At 71.3% G+C, this 16,781-nt stretch carries 10 protein-coding genes and 1 pseudogene; 6 read left to right on the forward strand and 5 right to left on the reverse strand.

Going from position 1 to position 16,781, the window contains the following annotated elements; translation table 11 throughout:
- Positions 1 to 49 precede the first annotated feature (49 nt).
- The 5 genes and pseudogenes from ACFJGV_RS14315 (at position 50) to ACFJGV_RS14335 (ending at position 9,858) form a co-directional block, all read left to right on the forward strand.
- A complete protein-coding gene (locus ACFJGV_RS14315) occupies positions 50 to 2,242 on the forward strand; it encodes a fibronectin type III domain-containing protein (protein WP_378144657.1) in 2,193 nt (730 codons plus the stop codon).
- A 59-nt stretch (positions 2,243 to 2,301) separates the two neighbouring features.
- Positions 2,302 to 6,474, forward strand: a complete 4,173-nt coding sequence (locus ACFJGV_RS14320; RefSeq protein WP_378144658.1) for a metallophosphoesterase — start codon at positions 2,302 to 2,304, stop codon at positions 6,472 to 6,474.
- Positions 6,475 to 6,612: 138 nt separating this feature from the next.
- Complete coding sequence (locus ACFJGV_RS14325; protein WP_378144659.1) at positions 6,613 to 7,119, forward strand: tetratricopeptide repeat protein; 507 nt, start codon at positions 6,613 to 6,615, stop codon at positions 7,117 to 7,119.
- Positions 7,120 to 7,300: 181 nt separating this feature from the next.
- Positions 7,301 to 8,725 carry an NtaA/DmoA family FMN-dependent monooxygenase gene (locus ACFJGV_RS14330; protein ID WP_378144660.1) on the forward strand — a complete coding sequence of 475 codons (1,425 nt, stop codon included), beginning with the start codon at positions 7,301 to 7,303 and terminating at the stop codon, positions 8,723 to 8,725.
- Positions 8,722 to 9,858, forward strand: a pseudogene (locus ACFJGV_RS14335) (FAD-dependent oxidoreductase). Before ACFJGV_RS14330 ends, ACFJGV_RS14335 begins: the two are co-directional and overlap by 4 nt.
- 41 nt (positions 9,859 to 9,899) lie before the next feature.
- On the opposite strand, the gene ACFJGV_RS14340 reads toward ACFJGV_RS14335, so the two are convergent.
- From ACFJGV_RS14340 to ACFJGV_RS14360, 5 genes are read right to left on the reverse strand one after another with little or no spacing between them, the layout of a single operon-like run.
- On the reverse strand, positions 9,900 to 10,913 hold the full coding sequence (locus tag ACFJGV_RS14340; RefSeq protein ID WP_378144661.1) for a transporter substrate-binding domain-containing protein: 1,014 nt from the start codon (positions 10,911 to 10,913) through the stop codon (positions 9,900 to 9,902).
- A gap of 52 nt (positions 10,914 to 10,965) precedes the next feature.
- The gene (locus ACFJGV_RS14345) at positions 10,966 to 11,724 is read right to left on the reverse strand and encodes an amino acid ABC transporter ATP-binding protein (protein ID WP_378144662.1); all 759 of its coding nucleotides are present in this window, start codon (positions 11,722 to 11,724) and stop codon (positions 10,966 to 10,968) included.
- Positions 11,724 to 12,719: an amino acid ABC transporter permease gene (locus tag ACFJGV_RS14350; RefSeq protein ID WP_378144663.1), complete on the reverse strand. Its 996-nt coding sequence runs from the start codon at positions 12,717 to 12,719 to the stop codon at positions 11,724 to 11,726. The genes ACFJGV_RS14345 and ACFJGV_RS14350 overlap by 1 nt, the downstream gene beginning before the upstream one ends.
- Entirely contained in the window at positions 12,716 to 13,441 is a 726-nt protein-coding gene (locus ACFJGV_RS14355; protein ID WP_378144664.1) for a GNAT family N-acetyltransferase, read from the reverse strand. The genes ACFJGV_RS14350 and ACFJGV_RS14355 overlap by 4 nt, the downstream gene beginning before the upstream one ends.
- Complete coding sequence (locus ACFJGV_RS14360) at positions 13,428 to 14,564, reverse strand: LLM class flavin-dependent oxidoreductase (RefSeq protein WP_378144665.1); 1,137 nt, start codon at positions 14,562 to 14,564, stop codon at positions 13,428 to 13,430. The genes ACFJGV_RS14355 and ACFJGV_RS14360 overlap by 14 nt, the downstream gene beginning before the upstream one ends.
- Positions 14,565 to 14,726: 162 nt before the next feature.
- Between ACFJGV_RS14360 and ACFJGV_RS14365 the strand changes: the two genes are divergently transcribed.
- A complete protein-coding gene (locus tag ACFJGV_RS14365; RefSeq protein ID WP_378144666.1) occupies positions 14,727 to 16,772 on the forward strand; it encodes an FAD/NAD(P)-binding protein in 2,046 nt (681 codons plus the stop codon).
- The last annotated feature ends 9 nt before the right edge of the window (positions 16,773 to 16,781 follow it).

The raw sequence follows: 16,781 nt of genomic DNA on the forward strand, positions 1-16,781 counted from the left end.
GCGCTGCCGCGTGCAGCCCACGTTCCCGCACCCGAAGGATCCCCACCGCATGAGATCGACCGCGTTCACGCGTGCCGTGAAGAACCCGAAGACCAGGACGACCCTGATCGGAGCGGGGGTGGTCGCCCTCCTCGGCGCCGGCCTCCTCTCCGGCGGGGTCGCGTACGCCGCGGGCGGTCTCAATCCGCCCGCCGAGAACCCGGCCCTGGTCTACGTCGCCACCACGATCCCCGACCGCATCATCCTCACCCCGACCGCGACGCCGGCCGTCAGCCAGAACGTGTCGTGGCGCACCTCGACCGGGGTCGCGGGCTCGCAGGTGCAGATCTCGCCGCTGACGACGGGGCCGATCGGAGCTCCGAGCGGGTCGTTCCCCGCCGTCACCACCGTCGAGTTCTCGACCGATCTCGGCTACGACATCGCCTACCACACGGCGACGATGACGGGGCTCGCGCCCGCGACCGGCTACCTCTACCGGGTGGGCGACGGCCAGACGTGGAGCGAATGGCTCGAGTTCCGCACGGCGGCGGAGGGCGAGGAGGACTTCTCGTTCCTCATCCAGGGTGACGCGCAGAACGACATCAAGGCCTACGCCTCCCGCACGTTCCGGGCCGCGTTCGAGGCACGCCCGTACGCCCAGGCCGTCGTGCACGTCGGCGACCTCATCGACACCGACGTCGCCGACGCCGAGTGGGGCGGATGGAACGAGGCGGCCGGCTTCGAGAACGGCTACCTGAACGTGCTCGCCGCGCCCGGCAACCACGAGTACTACCCGGGCCCTCAGCTCACCAGGTACTGGGGCGCGCAGTTCGAGTACCCCGAGAACGGACCGTCGGGCAGCGCGGCGGTGTCGAGCTACTTCGACGAGAACACCTACTTCGTCGACTACCAGGGCGTGCGCTTCGTCTCGCTCAACGCCAACGCGGCCCCCGGCGAGCTGCTCGACGCGGAGACGGCCTGGCTCGACGGCGTGCTCGCGACCAACCCGAACCGCTGGACGGTCGCGTACATGCACCAGCCGCTGTTCTCGGTGACCTCCGGACGCGACAACAAGATCGAGCGGGATGCCTGGCTCCCGCTGTTCGAGAAGTACGACACCGACCTCGTGCTCGCCGGCCACGACCACGCCTACGGCCGCGGCAACCTCATCGCGAACGAGCAGGGCCTCCCCGCCGGCGCAGACCCGGAGACCACCCAGACCGGCCCGGTCTACATGGTGACGGTCGCCGGTCCGAAGGCGTACATCCCGGATCCCGCGGAGTCGAACAACTGGATCACCAACGCCGCGAACCTCCGCAGCATGAACCACGACGCTCAGATGTACCAGACGGTCGACGTGGTCGACGGCGAGATGCACGTCGAGAGCCACCTCGTGACGGGCGAGCTGTACGACGGCTTCACCATCTCGAAGGATGCGGACGGGGCGAACAAGCTGGTCGTCGACGACATGACGCCCAGGGCATCCGGTCCCGGATCGGCCCGCGCCGACTACGTCGCTCCGACGCTGCCGCAGGCGGTCGTCCCCTCCGCCCCCGCGACTCCCGAACCGACCCCGACTCCTGAGCCCACCCCGACTCCCGAGCCGACCGGGACGCCGACCCCCACCCCGGAGCCGACCGGCACGCCCGAGCCGACGGGCACCCCCGAACCGACGGGGACCCCTGAGCCGACGGGGACCCCTGAGCCGACGGGCAGCCCTGAGCCCACCGGCACCCCCGAGCCGACCGGGACCCCGCAGCCGACCGGGACCCCGCAGCCGACCGGTAGCCCGAACCCGGGCGGCCAGCCCTCGCCGGAGCCCGCGCCATCCGCCTCCCCGACGCAGCCCGAGCTCTCGGCGACCGGCGTCGCCGCGGGAGCCACGGTCCAGATCAAGGGCGCCGGCTTCGCCCCGAACGAGGACCTCGAGGTCACGCTCCACTCCGATCCCGTCGTCCTCGGCGACTTCCGGGCGGAGGCCGACGGGAGCTACTTCGCGACCCTCCGCATCCCGGCGGACACCGTGCCCGGCGAGCACCGGATCGAGGTCCGCGGGCTCGAGTCGGGGGCCGTCGTCAGCGTCTCGCTCACCGTCCTGCCCGCGGGATCCGCCAGCACGGGTGTGCGCGATCTCGCGAACACGGGCGCGAACGCGCTGTCGTGGGGTGTGCCCCTGGCGATCAGCGGTGGAGCCCTCCTCGCCGGATCGCTGCTCTTCGCCTTCCGCGCCCTGCGCCGCAAGCAGGACGGGTCGGACGCCTGATGCCCGCATCCGCCCGACCCCGATCCACCTCACGCACCGACCCGAAAGGCCGTCACGAGATGACGAACCCCCCGCGGCCTCGCCGCGCTCCCCGGCTGCTGGCCGGGCTGGCCACGGCCGCCGTGGCCTGCGCCATGCTCATCCCCTTCGCGGGGTCGGCCGAGGCCGCCACGGCCGCGACCGTCCAGGCGGCGACGCCGTCCTCGCAGCAGTACGTGCCCACCCGGGTGCCCGATCGCATCGTGCTCACTCCCGCGGCCGACGCCTCCACCGCGCAGTCGGTGACCTGGCGCACGTCGACGGCGGTCACGCCCTCGCAGGCCAAGGCGGAGATCCGTGTCGCCGTCGCGGAGGCGTACCGCACCGACATCACCACGGTCGCCGCCTCCGAGAACGAGCAGGTCGACACCGAGGCCGGCTACTCGACGATGTACCACACGGTGCGATTCACGGGTCTGACGCCCGCCACCCAGTACCAGTACCGCGTGGGCGATGGCACGACGTGGAGCGAGTGGCAGCACTTCGACACCGCCTCGGCGTCGAACGACCCCTTCTCGTTCATCTACCTCGGCGACGTGCAGAACGGCATCAAGTCGGATGCGTCGCGTGTCATCCGCAACGCGTTCCGCGACCGCCCCGATGCGCAGATCGTGCTCCAGGCGGGCGACCTCATCGACGACGCCAACGACGACACCCAGTGGGGCGAGGTGTTCGAGGCGGCCGGGTACCAGTTCGGCGAGCAGAACTTCCTCGCGGCGGCCGGCAACCACGAGTACGAGGGCGAAGAGCTGTCGAAGCAGTGGCAGGCGCAGTTCGACTACCCGCAGAACGGCCCGTCTGATGCGGCGACCGCGGCGCTCCTGGACGGCACGGTGCACTACAACGACTACCAGGGCGTGCGGTTCATCTCGCTGAACAGCAACATCACGGAGTCGAAGGCGCTCGCGGTGCAGACCGCGTGGCTCGAGGGGGTCCTGAAGGACAACCCGAACCAGTGGACCGTCGTGTACTTCCATCACCCGGTGTTCTCGCTCGACGAGGGGCGCAACAACCTCTCCATCCGACAGGCCTGGGTGCCGTTGTTCGAGAAGTACGACGTCGACCTGGTGCTGCAGGGCCACGACCACAACTACGGACGCGGCAACACCGATGCCGCCGAGGAGGGCCTGCCGGCCGACTGGAACCCCGAGCTGAACTACGACGGCCCGGTGTACGCCGTGTCGGTCGTCGGCAGCAAGATGTACTCGAACGCCGGTCCGCGCCTCTGGAACGAGAACGGTGCGCACCTCCGCGTGCTCGAGAGCGACACCGAGCTCTACCAGTTGGTCGACGTCGCCGGCGGAACCCTGCGCTACGAGGCCCGGACCGCCGACGGGCAGTACTTCGACGGTCTCACGATCACGAAGAACGAGTTCGGCAAGGCGGTCACCGACGACGCTCCTCCGGAGGAGATCGGCACCGATGACCCCACCCCGTGCCTCGGCTGCACCCCGAACCCGGACCCCACCGACCCGGGCGATCCCGGCACCCCGGTGCAGTCGGTCGACTACCGGGTGGTCGACCAGCTCGCGAGCGTGAACAAGTCGAACGCGTCGCTGCCGGCGGGGTCGGCCTACTCGGAGGCGAAGGACCGGCTCTACCTCGGTGATCAGAACGGCCGGAGCATCTTCGAGCTGAACCCCGACACAGATGAGGTCACCCGCACGATCTCGCTGCCGGAGAACATCCGCGACCTGGGCATCGACGATGCGAACGAGCTGCTGTATGTCGGTCAGCAGAACCGCAACTGGGTGGTGGTGTCGATCGCGGATGCCACGTTCGGTCAGGTGGTGCGGGGCCCGTATGCGTTCATCGAGTCGAACCGCTCGATCGACGTCGATCCGGTCAACGGCCTGGTCTACGGGGCGGTCCCCTCTCGAGGGGTCGAGGTGCTGGATGCGAGCACGGGTGCCTCGCTCGGGGTGATCGGAGGCACGGCGGACGCCTACTACGTCGCCGCCGACCCGATCACGGGCTACGTCTACACCGCCTACTTCCGCGACGCCGACGGCGCCGTCAACGTGGCGGCGTTCGACTCGAAGAACGGCTACGTCCAGGTCTGGGAGCAGGTGACCCGCCCGAATGCTCGCGAGCTGGACGTCGACTCGGCGCACGGCCTCGTCTACGTCGGCTACACCGGCACGGCCGCCGGCTCCGGCGGCTTCTCGGTGCACGATGCGAAGACCGGTCAGCTGCTCGGTGACTTCGACGACCCGAGCTTCGGCAAGGACGCGTACGGCATCTCGGTGGACGAGGAGCGCCAGCGCGTGTTCCTCTCCAACCGCGACTTCCGTCTCAACCCGCCCGGATCCGAGCTCGACGCGGTCGCCGTGACCGTGAGCGAACGCATCCTCGACGACACCTTCGAGTACTCGACGGTGGGCGGCATCGCCAGCGTGAACAAGTCGAACGCGTCGCTGCCGGCGGGGTCGGCCTACTCGGAGGCGAAGGACCGGTTGTACCTGGGCGATCAGAACGGCCGGACGATCTTCGAGCTGAACCCTGACACCGACCAGGTGACGCGGTCGATGACGCTGCCGGAGAACATCCGCGACCTCGGGATCGACGATGCGAACGAGCTGCTGTATGTCGGTCAGCAGAACCGCAACTGGGTGGTGGTGTCGATCGCGGATGCCACGTTCGGTCAGGTGGTGCGGGGCCCGTATGCGTTCATCGAGTCGAACCGCTCGATCGACGTCGATCCGGTCAACGGCCTGGTCTACGGGGCGGTCCCCTCTCGAGGGGTCGAGGTGCTGGATGCGAGCACGGGTGCCTCGCTCGGGGTGATCGGAGGCACGGCGGACGCGTACTACGTCGCGGCCGATCCCACGACCGGCATCGTGACGACGGCCTACTTCCGGGATGCGGAGGGCGCGGTGAACATCGCCGCGTTCGACTCGAAGAACGGCTACGTCCAGGTCTGGGAGCAGGTGACCCGCCCGAATGCTCGCGAGCTGGACGTCGACTCGGCGCACGGTCTCGTCTACGTCGGCTACACCGGTACGGCCGAGGGCACCGGCGGCTTCTCGGTGCACCGCCTGGCCACGGGTGAGAAGCTGGCTGACCTGGCGAGCCCGAGCTATGGCAAGGACGCGTACGGCATCTCGGTGGACGAGGAGCGCCAGCGCGTGTTCCTCTCCAACCGCGACTTCCGTCTCAACCCGCCCGGGTCCGAGGCCACCGCGATCGCGGTGACCATCAACCAGCGCAACGGGGCCGGCACGCCTCCGGGCGGCGAGGACCCGGGTACCGACCCGGAGCCGACACCCGAGCCGACCCCGGGGCCGACCGACCCGGGCACGCCGACCGACCCCGGCACGGGCACCACCCCGACCGGCCTCAGCTACACGCCCACCCCGCTCAGCGCGGTGCCGTCGGCCCAGCAGAACGCCGACCTCGACGTGAAGCCCGTCGGATCCGTCGTCGACTCCCGCTCGGGACACCTCTTCGTGGGCAACGAGCAGCGGCCCGCGCGTGTGCTCGAGGTCGACCCGGCGACGGATGCGGTGGTCGCCACCCACACGATCACCGGCGCCGAGGGTGAGGGTGTGCGCGACGTCGCGCTCGATGCGGTGAAGAACGAGCTGTACGTCGCGTACGGCAACGCCTGGGTCGTGCTCGACCTCGCCACCGACCGGGTCGTCCGCGGGCCGTTCGCGTTCACCGCGAACGTGCGCGGCATGGATGTCGACCTCGCCACGGGCCGCGTCTTCGGCGCGACCCGGGGCACCGGCTTCCAGGTGATGGACGCGCAGACCGGCGCGAGCATCCAGGTCGTCGAGACGTCGAGCAGCGGGACGTGGACGTCGCACGGCCTCGCCTTCGACGCGACGACGAACCGCGTCTACGTCTCGAACGACAACGCCTCGGGCACCGACGGCATCCGCGTCTACGACGGCACGTCGTTCGCGCTGCTGCAGACGCTCGCGGTGGCGAAGCCGGACTACCGCTCCCTCGCGGTCGACCCGGTCACGCAGCGTCTGTACGTCGGACACTCGACCGACGCGTTCGAGGCCAGCGGCATCCGCGTGCTGAAGGCGGCGGACCTCACCGAGATCGTGAGCTATCCCGGCACCGCCTACGGCAACAAGGTCTACGGCGTGTCGGTCGACTCGGCGAAGGGCGTGGTCTACGTCTCGGCGCGCGACCGCTTCCCCACGGGTCTGATCGCGCTCCAGCGCGCGGCGCGGTAGCCCGCCCCGCCCGCGCGGTAGCGCCGCGCGGCCACGGCGCTGAGCGGCGAGAAGGCGCCCCCTCCCGGGACCGGGAAGGGGCGTCTTCTCGCGTCTCGGCGGGGGCCGCGGCCGCGGGTCGACGGCTGAGAGACTGGGGTGGTGCAGGACGTCTACGATCACCTCGACCGGCTCCTCGCGGAGCGTGACCGCGACGACATGGCCCCGACCATCGCCGCGCTGCGGGAGGTCTTCGAGCAGCACCCGTCCGACGCGCGAGTGCTCTACGAGCTGGCGGGCGCCTACGACACCGGCGGGCAGGAGGAGGAGGCGGCGGGCCTGTACCGGAGGGCGCTCGACAGCGGACTCTCGGGAGACATCCGTCGCCGTTGTCTGCTGCAGTACGGCAGCACCCTCCGCAACCTCGGACGGTTCGAGGAGTCCCTGGCGCTCTTCGCCTCGGCACGCCGCGAGTTCCCCGAGTCCGCATCGCTCGCCGCGTTCGAGGCGATCTCGCTGCACGCCGCGGGCGACGCCGATGCCGCGGTCGGCGCGCTGCTCGACGTCGTCGCCGAGTTCGTCGATGCCCCCGAGCTCGAGCGCTACAAGCCCGCCCTGCGCGGCAACGCCGCGTACCTGCGTGAGCGCGACGGACGCACCGCGTAGCACTCGAGTAGCGAGAAGGCGCCCTTCCCGGGGCGGGTGAAGGGCGTCTTCACGCGACTCCGCGAACGTCCGGGCCGCGGATCGCAGCCAATGTTACGAAGCGGGACGGTGACCGCCCGCGCGCGGGACGCTCGACGCGAGACTGACCGGGTAGGCGACAGGCGTCGGGACCGGAGGCAGCATGAGCGGACGCTCGGGCGCGCTCGGACGATCCGCCGACGCCCGCCCGCTGGTGGGCCTCAGCGTCCGCACGATCGGGGCGCATCCGGCGGGCTGGCGGATGGCCGGCGCGCACCGAAACCCGTACGACGACGGTCGCGCGCTCGCCCGCATCGCGCGGGAGGCCGAGCGTGTCCACCTCGATTTCCTGTACCTCGGCGACTGGCTGTCGGTGAACCCCGAGCTCGAGCTCACCGATCCGTACCTCCTCAGCCGGATCGATCCGCTCACCGCCGCCAGCAGCCTCAGCGCTATCACCCGCCGGATCGCCCTCATCGCGACGGTGAACACGAACTCGTCGGATCCGGCCACCGTGGCGCGCGCGGCCGCGTCGATCGACATCCTCAGCGGGGGACGGTTCGGTCTCAACCTCGCCGTCGGCTCCGACGGGGCGGGGAGCACGACGATCCACAACGCCGCCGGCGCCGACGACCGCTACGAGGTCGCGCTCGAGTACGTGGAGGTGCTCCGGCAGCTCTGGGACTCCCGTGCCGAGGACGCGTTCGTCGCCGATGCATCGACCGGGATGCTCCTCGACCGCAGCAGGACGGCGATCGTCCGGCACCGCGGCCGGCACTTCGCGGTCGATGGTCCACCGCCGATCGCCCGGCCCGTGCAGGGGCACGTCCCGCTCGCCCACCTGGGCGCCTCGCATCGCTCGCGGCGGCTGGCGGGGGCGGTCGCCGACCTGCACTTCCTGGCCGTGTCGGATCTCGACGAGGCCCGGTCGGCTGCGGCCGAGCTCAGGGCGGAGGCCGAGGCCGCCGGCCGCGAGCCCGGAGCGGTCGCCGCGGTGACCTCGCTCTCCCCGATCATCGGAGAGACCACGGCCGACGCATGGGCTGTGTACGACCGGCTGGTCGAGCTGCTGCCGACCGCCGATGACGCCCCTCGCGCCGACGGCGTGACGCTGCCGCCCCAGCGATCGGCGGCGTCGGTGAAGAAGGCGGTGGGCGTGCCCCTGCTCGACCGCCGTCTCGACGACGAGGTCGCTCCGGCGGATGCCGGGCGCTTCAACGCGACGGGCGAGGGGCTGCTGCGGATCGTCCGGTCCCGGTCGGGGCGCGTCCCGGGCACTGCCCGGCCCGTCACCTACCGCCACCTCCTCGCCGCGCAGCTGGTGCCGTCGCCGCTGATCGTCGGGTCGGCCGACGAGATCGCGGACCACGTCGAGCTGTGGTTCCGGGAGGGCGCGGCCGACGGCTTCAGCGTGCTGAGCGCCCAGGTGCACGACCAGGTCGAGGCCTTCACCAGGCTGGTCGTGCCGCGACTGATCGAGCGGGGGCTGTTCTCGCCCGACGGCCGTCGCCGCACGTTGCGCGAGCGACTCGGCGTCCCCTCACCACGATGGACGGCGGACGAGGGGCAGGAGAGGAGACGGGCATGAGCGAGGCCACGGACGTCATCGTGATCGGCGGAGGCGCGATGGGGTCCGCGGCCGCGTGGCAGCTCGCCGAACGCGGGCATCGGGTGACGCTGCTCGAGCGCTTCGAGCCGGGGCACGTCCAGGGCGCCTCGCATGGCGCCTCCCGCAACTTCAACGTCAGCTACACGCATCCGACGTAACTGGCGCTCCTCGCCGACGCGCTCGGCCTCTGGCGCCGGCTGGAGGCCGAGACCGGTTCGGCACTGCTCACGCAGGTGGGCATCGTGAACCACGGCACGGCCGGGTGGGACGCCGTCGCGCGCACACTCCACGGCGCCGGGTTCGACGCCGAGCTCGTCGACGCCCCCGACGCCGAGCGACGCTGGCCCGGGCTGCGGTTCGAGGGCACCGTGCTGTTCACGCCGCAGGCGGGCAGGCTCCACGCTGATCGGGCTGTCGCGGCGCTGCAGTCCGCGGCCGAGGCGAGAGGTGCGCACATCCGGTACCGCACGCGCGTGCGGGCGATCGAGCCCGGCGCCGACGGGGTGATCGTCCGCGTCGGCGGAGGCGCAGAGCGCGGTGAACCCGAGACCCTCACCGCGTCGCACGTCGTGGTGGCCGCCGGCGCTTGGACGCAGACGCTCGCGGGCGGCCTCCTGCCCCTCCCGAGGCTCGTCGTGACGCAGGAGCAGCCGGCGCACTTCGCCCCGCTCCACGACCGCGACGACTGGCCGGGCTTCAACCACGCCCCGACCGCCGGCGACGACCGGTTCGGCTACTGGCCCTCGCCCATCTACGGGATGCGCACCCCCGGCGAGGGCATCAAGGTCGGCTGGCACGGCGTGGGCCCGGTGACCGACCCTGATCGGCGGACCTTCCGGGCCGAGCCCGCGCTCACGGCGGCCCTGCAGCGGTACGTCCGCGAATGGATACCGGGCGCTGATCCGGAGGTCTTCACCGAGGTCAGCTGCACGTACACGACGACCCCGGACTCGGACTTCGTCATCGACCGGGTGGGCCGCCTCACGATCGCGGCCGGGTTCTCCGGTCACGGCTTCAAGTTCACGCCCGCGGTGGGCCGCCTCGTCGCCGACCTGGTCGAGGGACGCACGCCGGCCCCGGAGGCGTTCGCGCTCTCGCGCTTCCGCTCCTGAGCCGCCGTGCGCCCCTCCTCGCCGGCGGGTGCGCCCCGGCGTCAGCTGTTGTCGATCGGGAGCCCCGGCGGGTTCACCAGCGACTCCTTCACGGCCTCGTCCTGGAGGTTGTACGCCTCGAGCCACTGCTCATACTGTCCGTTCTCGATGAGGTAGTTGATGGCATCGGCGATGGGCTGCGCGAGTCCCGAGTCCTTCTTGACGGTGGCCGCGATCAGGCCGTCCAGCGTGGCACCTGCCCCGGAGTACGTTCCCGCGGTGCGCGTCGGGTTCGCCCCGTCCTCGGAGAGCCGGTTCTGGTAGGCGATGCCCGGGTTGGGGTTGAACTGCGCGTCGATCTGGCCGGAGTTCAGGGCGAGTGTGATGGAGTTCGCATCGGGGAAGTACACGATGTCGAGCGTCTTGCCCTCAGCTTGGAGCTTGGACTGCCATTCCAGGAGGATCTTCGCCTGGTTGGTCCCCGTGGAGGTGGCGATCGTGAGGCCGGCGAGGTTCTCGTAGTCGCCGTCGAACTCCCAGTCGTTCGAGGCCAGCACCTGGAAGGCGAGGTTGTCGCCGCGGTAGGACGCGAAGTCGTACTTCTCCTTGCGCTGCTCGGTGTCGGTGATGTTCGAGAAGCCCACGTCGGTGGCACCGGTGTCGATGCCGACGAAGAGGTTGTCCCAGGTGGCGTTCGAGATCTCCGGCTTCAGACCGAACACGGCCGCGACCAGGCGGCCGAGGTCCGGCTCGGATCCGGTCAGGGTCTCGTTGTCGTCACCGGTGAACGCCAGGGGAGGGAAGCCCGCGGGCAGTGCGCCCACGCCGATCGTGAGCGTGCCGCTGTCGAGCACCTCCTTGGGCAGCGAGTTCCTGATCTCGTCGACCACCGGCACGTCGATGGTGGTCTCGGTCGCCGCTCCGTTGGAGTGGGCGCCCACGGTGACGCTGCCGGGGGAGCCCGCGGTCTGGTCGGCCGAGGCGTCGCTGGAGCACGCGGCGAGGCCGGCCGTGAGGGCGGCGACGGTCGCCAGGGCTCCCAGCGTTCGCAGACGGGTGGTGGTGGATCTTCTCATTCTCGGTTCCTTGCTGTGCGGTGTGATGGTGCGGGAGGGAGGAGGCAGGGGCTCAGGCGAGCACCTTGCCGAGGAAGTCGCGGGTACGCGGGTGCTGCGGGTGATCGAGCACCTGGGAGGGCGGCCCCTGCTCGAGGACCACTCCCTCGTCGATGAACACGACCTGATCGGCCACCTCGCGCGCGAAGCCGATCTCGTGGGTCACCACGACCAGGGTCCGTCCGCTGCCGGCGAGGGTGCGGATGACGGCCAGGACCTCGCCGACGAGCTCCGGGTCGAGCGCGGAGGTGGGCTCGTCGAACAGGATCACCTCCGGATCGAGCGCCAGCGCGCGGGCGATGGCCACCCGCTGCTGCTGACCGCCCGAGAGCTGGCGGGGATACGCGTCCTCCTTGTCGGAGAGCCCCACCCTGGCCAGCAGCGTCCGGGCGTGCTCCCGCGCGACGGCGGGCTTCACCCCCTGCGAGATCGGGGCCTCGGTGACGTTCTCGAGGATCGTCAGGTGCGGGAACAGGTTGAACGCCTGGAAGACGAACCCGATCCTCGACCGCTGGCGGAGGATCTCGCGCTCGGGCAGCTCCTTCAGCCGGTCGCCCTTCACCCGCACGCCGATGAGCTCGCCGTCGAGGGCCACGTACCCCTCGTCGAGCTTCTCGAGGTGGTTGACGGCGCGCAGCAGCGTCGACTTGCCGGACCCGCTCGGGCCCAGGATGACGGTGACCGTCCCGGCCTCGACCGCGAGGTCGACGCCCTTCAGCACCGTGCGGTCGCCGTACGTCTTCGTGGCGTTCGTGATCTCGATCGCGGGCATCAGCGGATCCTCCGCAAGCCCCGCGCGAAGGCGCGCACACGCTGGAACGGGGTCGGCGGCAGCACCCGGAAGGCGCCGCGGGCGTAGAAGCGCTCGACGTAGTACTGCACGACGGAGATCACGCTCGTGAGCACGAGATACCAGAAGGTCGCCACGACGAAGAGCGGGATGATGTCGGTCGGATACGTGCTGCCGAGGTTCTGCACCACGCCGAACAGGTCGAGCAGCGAGACGTAGAACAGCAGCGAGCTCGCCTTGATCAGACCGATGATCTGATTGACGTACGCCGGCACGATCGAGCGGAGGGCCTGCGGCAGCACGATGCGCCGGAACTGCCGACGCTGCGGGATGCCCAGCGCCTTGGCCGCCTCGTGCTGGCCCTGGTCGACGGCGAGGATGCCGGAGCGCACGACCTCGGCGCTGTACGCGATCTCCGAGAGGCTGAGCCCCACGACGCCCAGCACCAGAGGCGGGAGCAGGGTGAAGGTCGGCACCGCGAACTGGGGCCCGAACGGGATCCCCACACCCAGGGTGGGGTAGAGGTTGCCGAGGTTGAACAGGAACAGCAGCACCAGGATGAGGGGCACCGAGCGGAACAACCAGATGTACAGCCAGCTCAGGGTACTGAGCACCGGATTGCCGGAGAGCCGCATCACCGCCACCACGATGCCGCCGACGAAGCTGACGACGGCGCTGATGCCCGTGGCGAGCAGGGTGAGCTGCAGGCCCTTGAGCACGGCCGGGCTGAACAGCCAGCTGCCCACCTTCGCCCACTCCCACGACGGGTTGGTGAAGAGCGTCTGAGCGGCGTTCAGCAGCACGATCAGGATGAGGGCGGTGACGACCCAGCGGATCGGATGCCGCAGGGGGAGCACCTTGCGCTCGGCCAGGCGTCGGAGGTCGATGTCCGACGGCAGCGGAGATGCCGTCCCGTCTCTGCGGGGAGGCCGGGGCATCGGGGCGCGGGAGGCGCCGCGGGCGATCGTCTCGGTCATCGGGCGACTCCCGTCGCGGTGTCCTCCGGGCCCGCCGGAGCCGGGGCCGCTGGGGTCGCCGGAGCCGGGTCCGGGGTGCCGCGGGCGATCGACCCCTGCGGCAGGGAGGCGAAGAACCTCGCGAGCTCGCGCTCGTGCTTCGCGCGGATGGCGGGCACCTCGAGCGGATCGGCGGTCAGCGACTTCGCGAAGCCGTGCACCCCCACCTGCTCCGCGGTGAGCGTCACGTCGTAGAGGGGGGTGTAGCCGGTGACCGTGTAGAGACGCTGTGCCTCCGGCTGCCGTGGCCCGGTCGTGAGGTAGACGGTGGTGTACCCGCTGCGGCGTGACTGCGCCTCGAGCTCGGCGACCACGAGCCGCGCGAGACCCTGTCTGCGGTGCGACGCCGCCGTCCAGATGCGCTTGAGCTCGCTGGTCGACTCGTCGAAGCGCTTGAACGCCCCGCCGGCGATCGGCTCGCCGTCGCGGAGGAGCAGCACGAACGCGCCCTGCGGCCGCCGGAACGCGTCGACCGGGTAGCGGTGGATCTCCTCCGAGGCGGGGCCGCCGAAGTCGAGTCCGTACCGCTCGTCGTACTCCCGCTCGAGATCATCGAGGAGGGGACGCGCGCGCGGGTCGTCGGCGTCGACGTAGAGGAACCGGTCGCCGTCGCCGAGCGCGGCAGGCGCATCCGACGGGGACGCGGGGGAGACGTCGGAGGCGGCGAGATCATGCAGCGACATGACGCTCCCGTCGGGTCTCGTCGGTGACCGAGGGCGTGAGGCCGGACGCGGCGTCGCGCCGGGCCACCTCGTCGCGCACCAGCGGGATCACGGAGCGGCCGAAGTCGATCGTGTCGTCGACGTAGTCGTAGCCCCGGGCCGAGATGATGTCGACGCCGAGGTCGACGTAGTCGAGCAGGGCGGCGGCGACCGTCTCCGGCGTCCCGACCAGGGCGTTCGAGTTGCCCCGCCCGCCGGCCGCGGCCGCCACCTTCGTCCACAGCGCCCGGTCGTAGCGGTCGCCCTCGCGCGCGATCGACAGCAGGCGCTGCGATCCCGCGTTCTCCGGCGCCGCCAGTCCGCCGGGAGCCAGTTCCGCAGTGCGCCTCTCGACCTGCCGGAGGATGTCCTCCGCCTTCGCCCAGGCGAGCTCCTCGGTGGCGCCGAGGATCGGCCGGAACGCCACCTGGATCCGCGGCCGCTCGGCGCGACCCGCGGCAGCGGCCGCCGCGGTGATCGTCGCGATCTGCTCCGCGGTGTCCTTCAGCGGCTCACCCCAGAGCGCGTAGACGTCGCTCTCGGCGGCGCCGATCGCGTACGCGGCGGGCGACGACCCGCCGAACGAGACCCCGGGGCGAGGCTGCTGAACGGGCCAGACATCGCTGACGAAGCCCTCGAAGTCGTAGTGGTCGCCGTGGAAGTCGAAACGCTCGCGGCGGGTCCAGACGTCCTTGAGGATGCGGATGTACTCGCCGGTCCGCGCATACCGCTCGTCCTTGGAGAGCCGGTCGCCCTCGGCGGCCTGGTCCACATCCGACCCGCCCGTGATGATGTGCACGTTGACCCGCCCGCCGCTGATCTGGTCGAGCGTGGCGATGGCCTTCGCCGCATAGGTGGGGTACGAGACGTTGGGGCGGTGGGCGAGCAGGATCCCGATCCGCTCGAGCCGCGAGCCGACGAAGGCGGCGGCGGCCGTCGGGTCGGGCGCGCCCGAGTGGTAGGCGAAGAGGATGCGGTCCCAGCCGTGGTCCTCGTGGGCTCGCGCCAGGCGCAGGGTGTACCCCGGGTCGAAGCTCGCCCCGCTGCGGGCTCGGGTCTCGCTGCCGTCGTTCAGCGCGGCGATGCCGAGGAACTCGATGGGCATGAGGCTCCTTCCAGTCGGTGTGGTCGGCATCCGAGCGGATGTCGTGGGCGACGCTAGGCCGGGCGTCGCCGGTCGGGCGAGCAATCCGCTTCACACTTCGACACATCGTCATGCGGGGTCACATGAGTGGAGGCGGGTGGACACCGCGGCGAGGGTTGTGGCATGTCCACTCGAACGCCCGCCGACGGCATCCGGTCGCTCGTCATCATCGGCGGCGGCCCCCGTGCCGTCGGGGTCCTCGAACGTCTCGCGGCGAACCGCGACGAGCTGTGGCGCGAGGCCGGGCGGCTCATCGTGCACATCGTCGACCCGCATCCGGTCGGCCCGGGCCGCATCTGGCGGCTCGACCAGTCGCCGCTGCTCAAGCTCAACTCGCTCGCGGCCGACGTCACGATGTTCACCGACGAGACCTCGACGATCGAGGGGCCCCTCCGCCCGGGGCCGTCGCTCATCGAGTGGGCGCAGGAGGTGCGCGAGGGGCGGATCGCCGTGGACGTCCCCGACGAGCGGCTCGCGGCCGAGATCCGGACCCTCCTGCCCGCCAGCTTCCCCACCCGGCGGCTGCAGAGCCTGTACCTGAGCTGGTTCTACGACCGGGCGCTCGACGGGCTCGGTCCGGACATCGAGGTGCGCGAGCACCGCGCGACCGCCCGCCGCGTGACCGACGGCTCCGACGGCCGCACCCGCGTCGAGCTCGACACCGGCCGCGCGCTGCACGCCGACGTCGTGCTGTTCTCGCTCGGGCACAACGGGGTCGAGCCCGAGCCGGAGCATCGGCGCCTGATTGACTTCGCCCGCCGGCGGGAGCTGTACTACCTGCCACCCGCCTTCACCGCGGATGCCGACACCGGGGCCATCGTGCCCGGCCAGCGTGTGCTGGTGCGCGGCATGGGGCTCGCGGCCGTCGACCTGATCGTGCTGCTCACCGAGGGGCGCGGCGGGCGGTTCGAGCGCGACGGCGATCGGCTGCGGTATCTGCCGTCCGGGCGCGAGCCGCGCGTGGTGATCGGGTCGCGCCGAGGGGTGCCGTACCACTCCAAGATCGGCTCCACCCTGCAGGGCGAGGCACCCGCGCTGCGGTGGTTCACGCGTGAGCACGCCGCGCTCCTGGAGGCCCGATCGCGCCCGATCGACTTCGCCGAGGACGTCTGGCCGCTCATCGGGAAGGAGCTGCTCTGGGCGCACTACCGGGAGCTGTTCACGGGGCATCCGGAGCGGGTCGTGGGCAGCTGGGACGAGTTCGCGGCGCAGTTCTCTCCGCTCGACCCGCGAGCGGCGCTGATCGCCGCGGAGACGGAGGAGGCTGTCGGCGACGTCCCTGCGGACCTCTCCTACCCGGTCCCGCCGCTGGGCGACGACCGGGATCGGGTGCTCGACGATGCGGCGACCCTCGTGTCGCTCGTCGCGCGCACGGTGCCCGACGAGCTCGACCGGCTCTTCCTGCCCACCCTCGACCGGCCGCTCGCGGGGCTGCGCGGCGACGCGCACGCCGTGCAGGAGGCCGTGCGGCGCCACATCCGCCGCGACCTGCTCCTGCGCACGCAGCAGGAGCACAGCGAGACGATGGCGGTCTTCCTCGCTCTCCTGCAGAGCCTCTTCGTCTTCGCCGACCTCACGGCCTCCGCGGAGTGGAGCGACCGGTCCCGTGTCCACGACGTCAACGGGTGGTGGCTCGGCTGGTTCAGCCACCTCGCGAGCGGACCGCCCGCCCACCGCCTCGAGGAGCTGCTCGCCCTGTCGGAGGCGGGGATCGTCGACTTCCTCGGTGCCGGGATCACCGTGGTGGCCGACGAGGACCAGGGCTGCTTTGCGGCGCAGGGCGCCGGGTCCAGTCGCGTGGTCACGGCGAGCGCCCTCGTCGACGCGCGGCTGCCCGACACGAGTGTGGCGCGGAGCGACAACGAGGTGCTGCGGCACCTGGTCGCCTCCGGGCACGCCCTCGAGGAGCTCGTCGGCGACGCGGGGTCGACCGGGCGGCTGCTCGTGCGGCAGCTCGACACCCGCCTCAGCGTGGGATCCGGCACCCATTCCGACCGGTTCTACGCCATCGGGCCCTACACGAGCTCGCCGTTCGTCGGCGCGTTCTCCCGGCCGCGCACCAACGCCGTGTCGTTCCGCGAGAACGACAAGGTGGCCCGGGCCCTCCTCCTCCACCTGGCGGAGCTCTCCGCCGCCTCCCGTCCCACCTCCGTCCCCGTCGCCGTCTGATCCCTCAGG

Origin of the sequence: Cnuibacter sp. UC19_7 (assembly GCF_042699995.1) — a bacterium.
Taxonomy (GTDB): Bacteria; Actinomycetota; Actinomycetes; order Actinomycetales; family Microbacteriaceae; genus Cnuibacter.

What these genes read in the sequence shown, in the direction of transcription:
- ACFJGV_RS14355 (WP_378144664.1), bottom strand. Translation starts at nt 13,441, where the DNA reads ATGTCGCTGCATGATCTCGCCGCCTCCGACGTCTCCCCCGCGTCCCCG.
- ACFJGV_RS14330 (WP_378144660.1), top strand. Translation starts at nt 7,301, where the DNA reads ATGAGCGGACGCTCGGGCGCGCTCGGACGATCCGCCGACGCCCGCCCG.
- ACFJGV_RS14340 (WP_378144661.1), bottom strand. Translation starts at nt 10,913, where the DNA reads ATGAGAAGATCCACCACCACCCGTCTGCGAACGCTGGGAGCCCTGGCG.
- ACFJGV_RS14320 (WP_378144658.1), top strand. Translation starts at nt 2,302, where the DNA reads ATGACGAACCCCCCGCGGCCTCGCCGCGCTCCCCGGCTGCTGGCCGGG.
- ACFJGV_RS14360 (WP_378144665.1), bottom strand. Translation starts at nt 14,564, where the DNA reads ATGCCCATCGAGTTCCTCGGCATCGCCGCGCTGAACGACGGCAGCGAG.
- ACFJGV_RS14345 (WP_378144662.1), bottom strand. Translation starts at nt 11,724, where the DNA reads ATGCCCGCGATCGAGATCACGAACGCCACGAAGACGTACGGCGACCGC.
- ACFJGV_RS14350 (WP_378144663.1), bottom strand. Translation starts at nt 12,719, where the DNA reads ATGACCGAGACGATCGCCCGCGGCGCCTCCCGCGCCCCGATGCCCCGG.
- ACFJGV_RS14365 (WP_378144666.1), top strand. Translation starts at nt 14,727, where the DNA reads ATGTCCACTCGAACGCCCGCCGACGGCATCCGGTCGCTCGTCATCATC.
- ACFJGV_RS14315 (WP_378144657.1), top strand. Translation starts at nt 50, where the DNA reads ATGAGATCGACCGCGTTCACGCGTGCCGTGAAGAACCCGAAGACCAGG.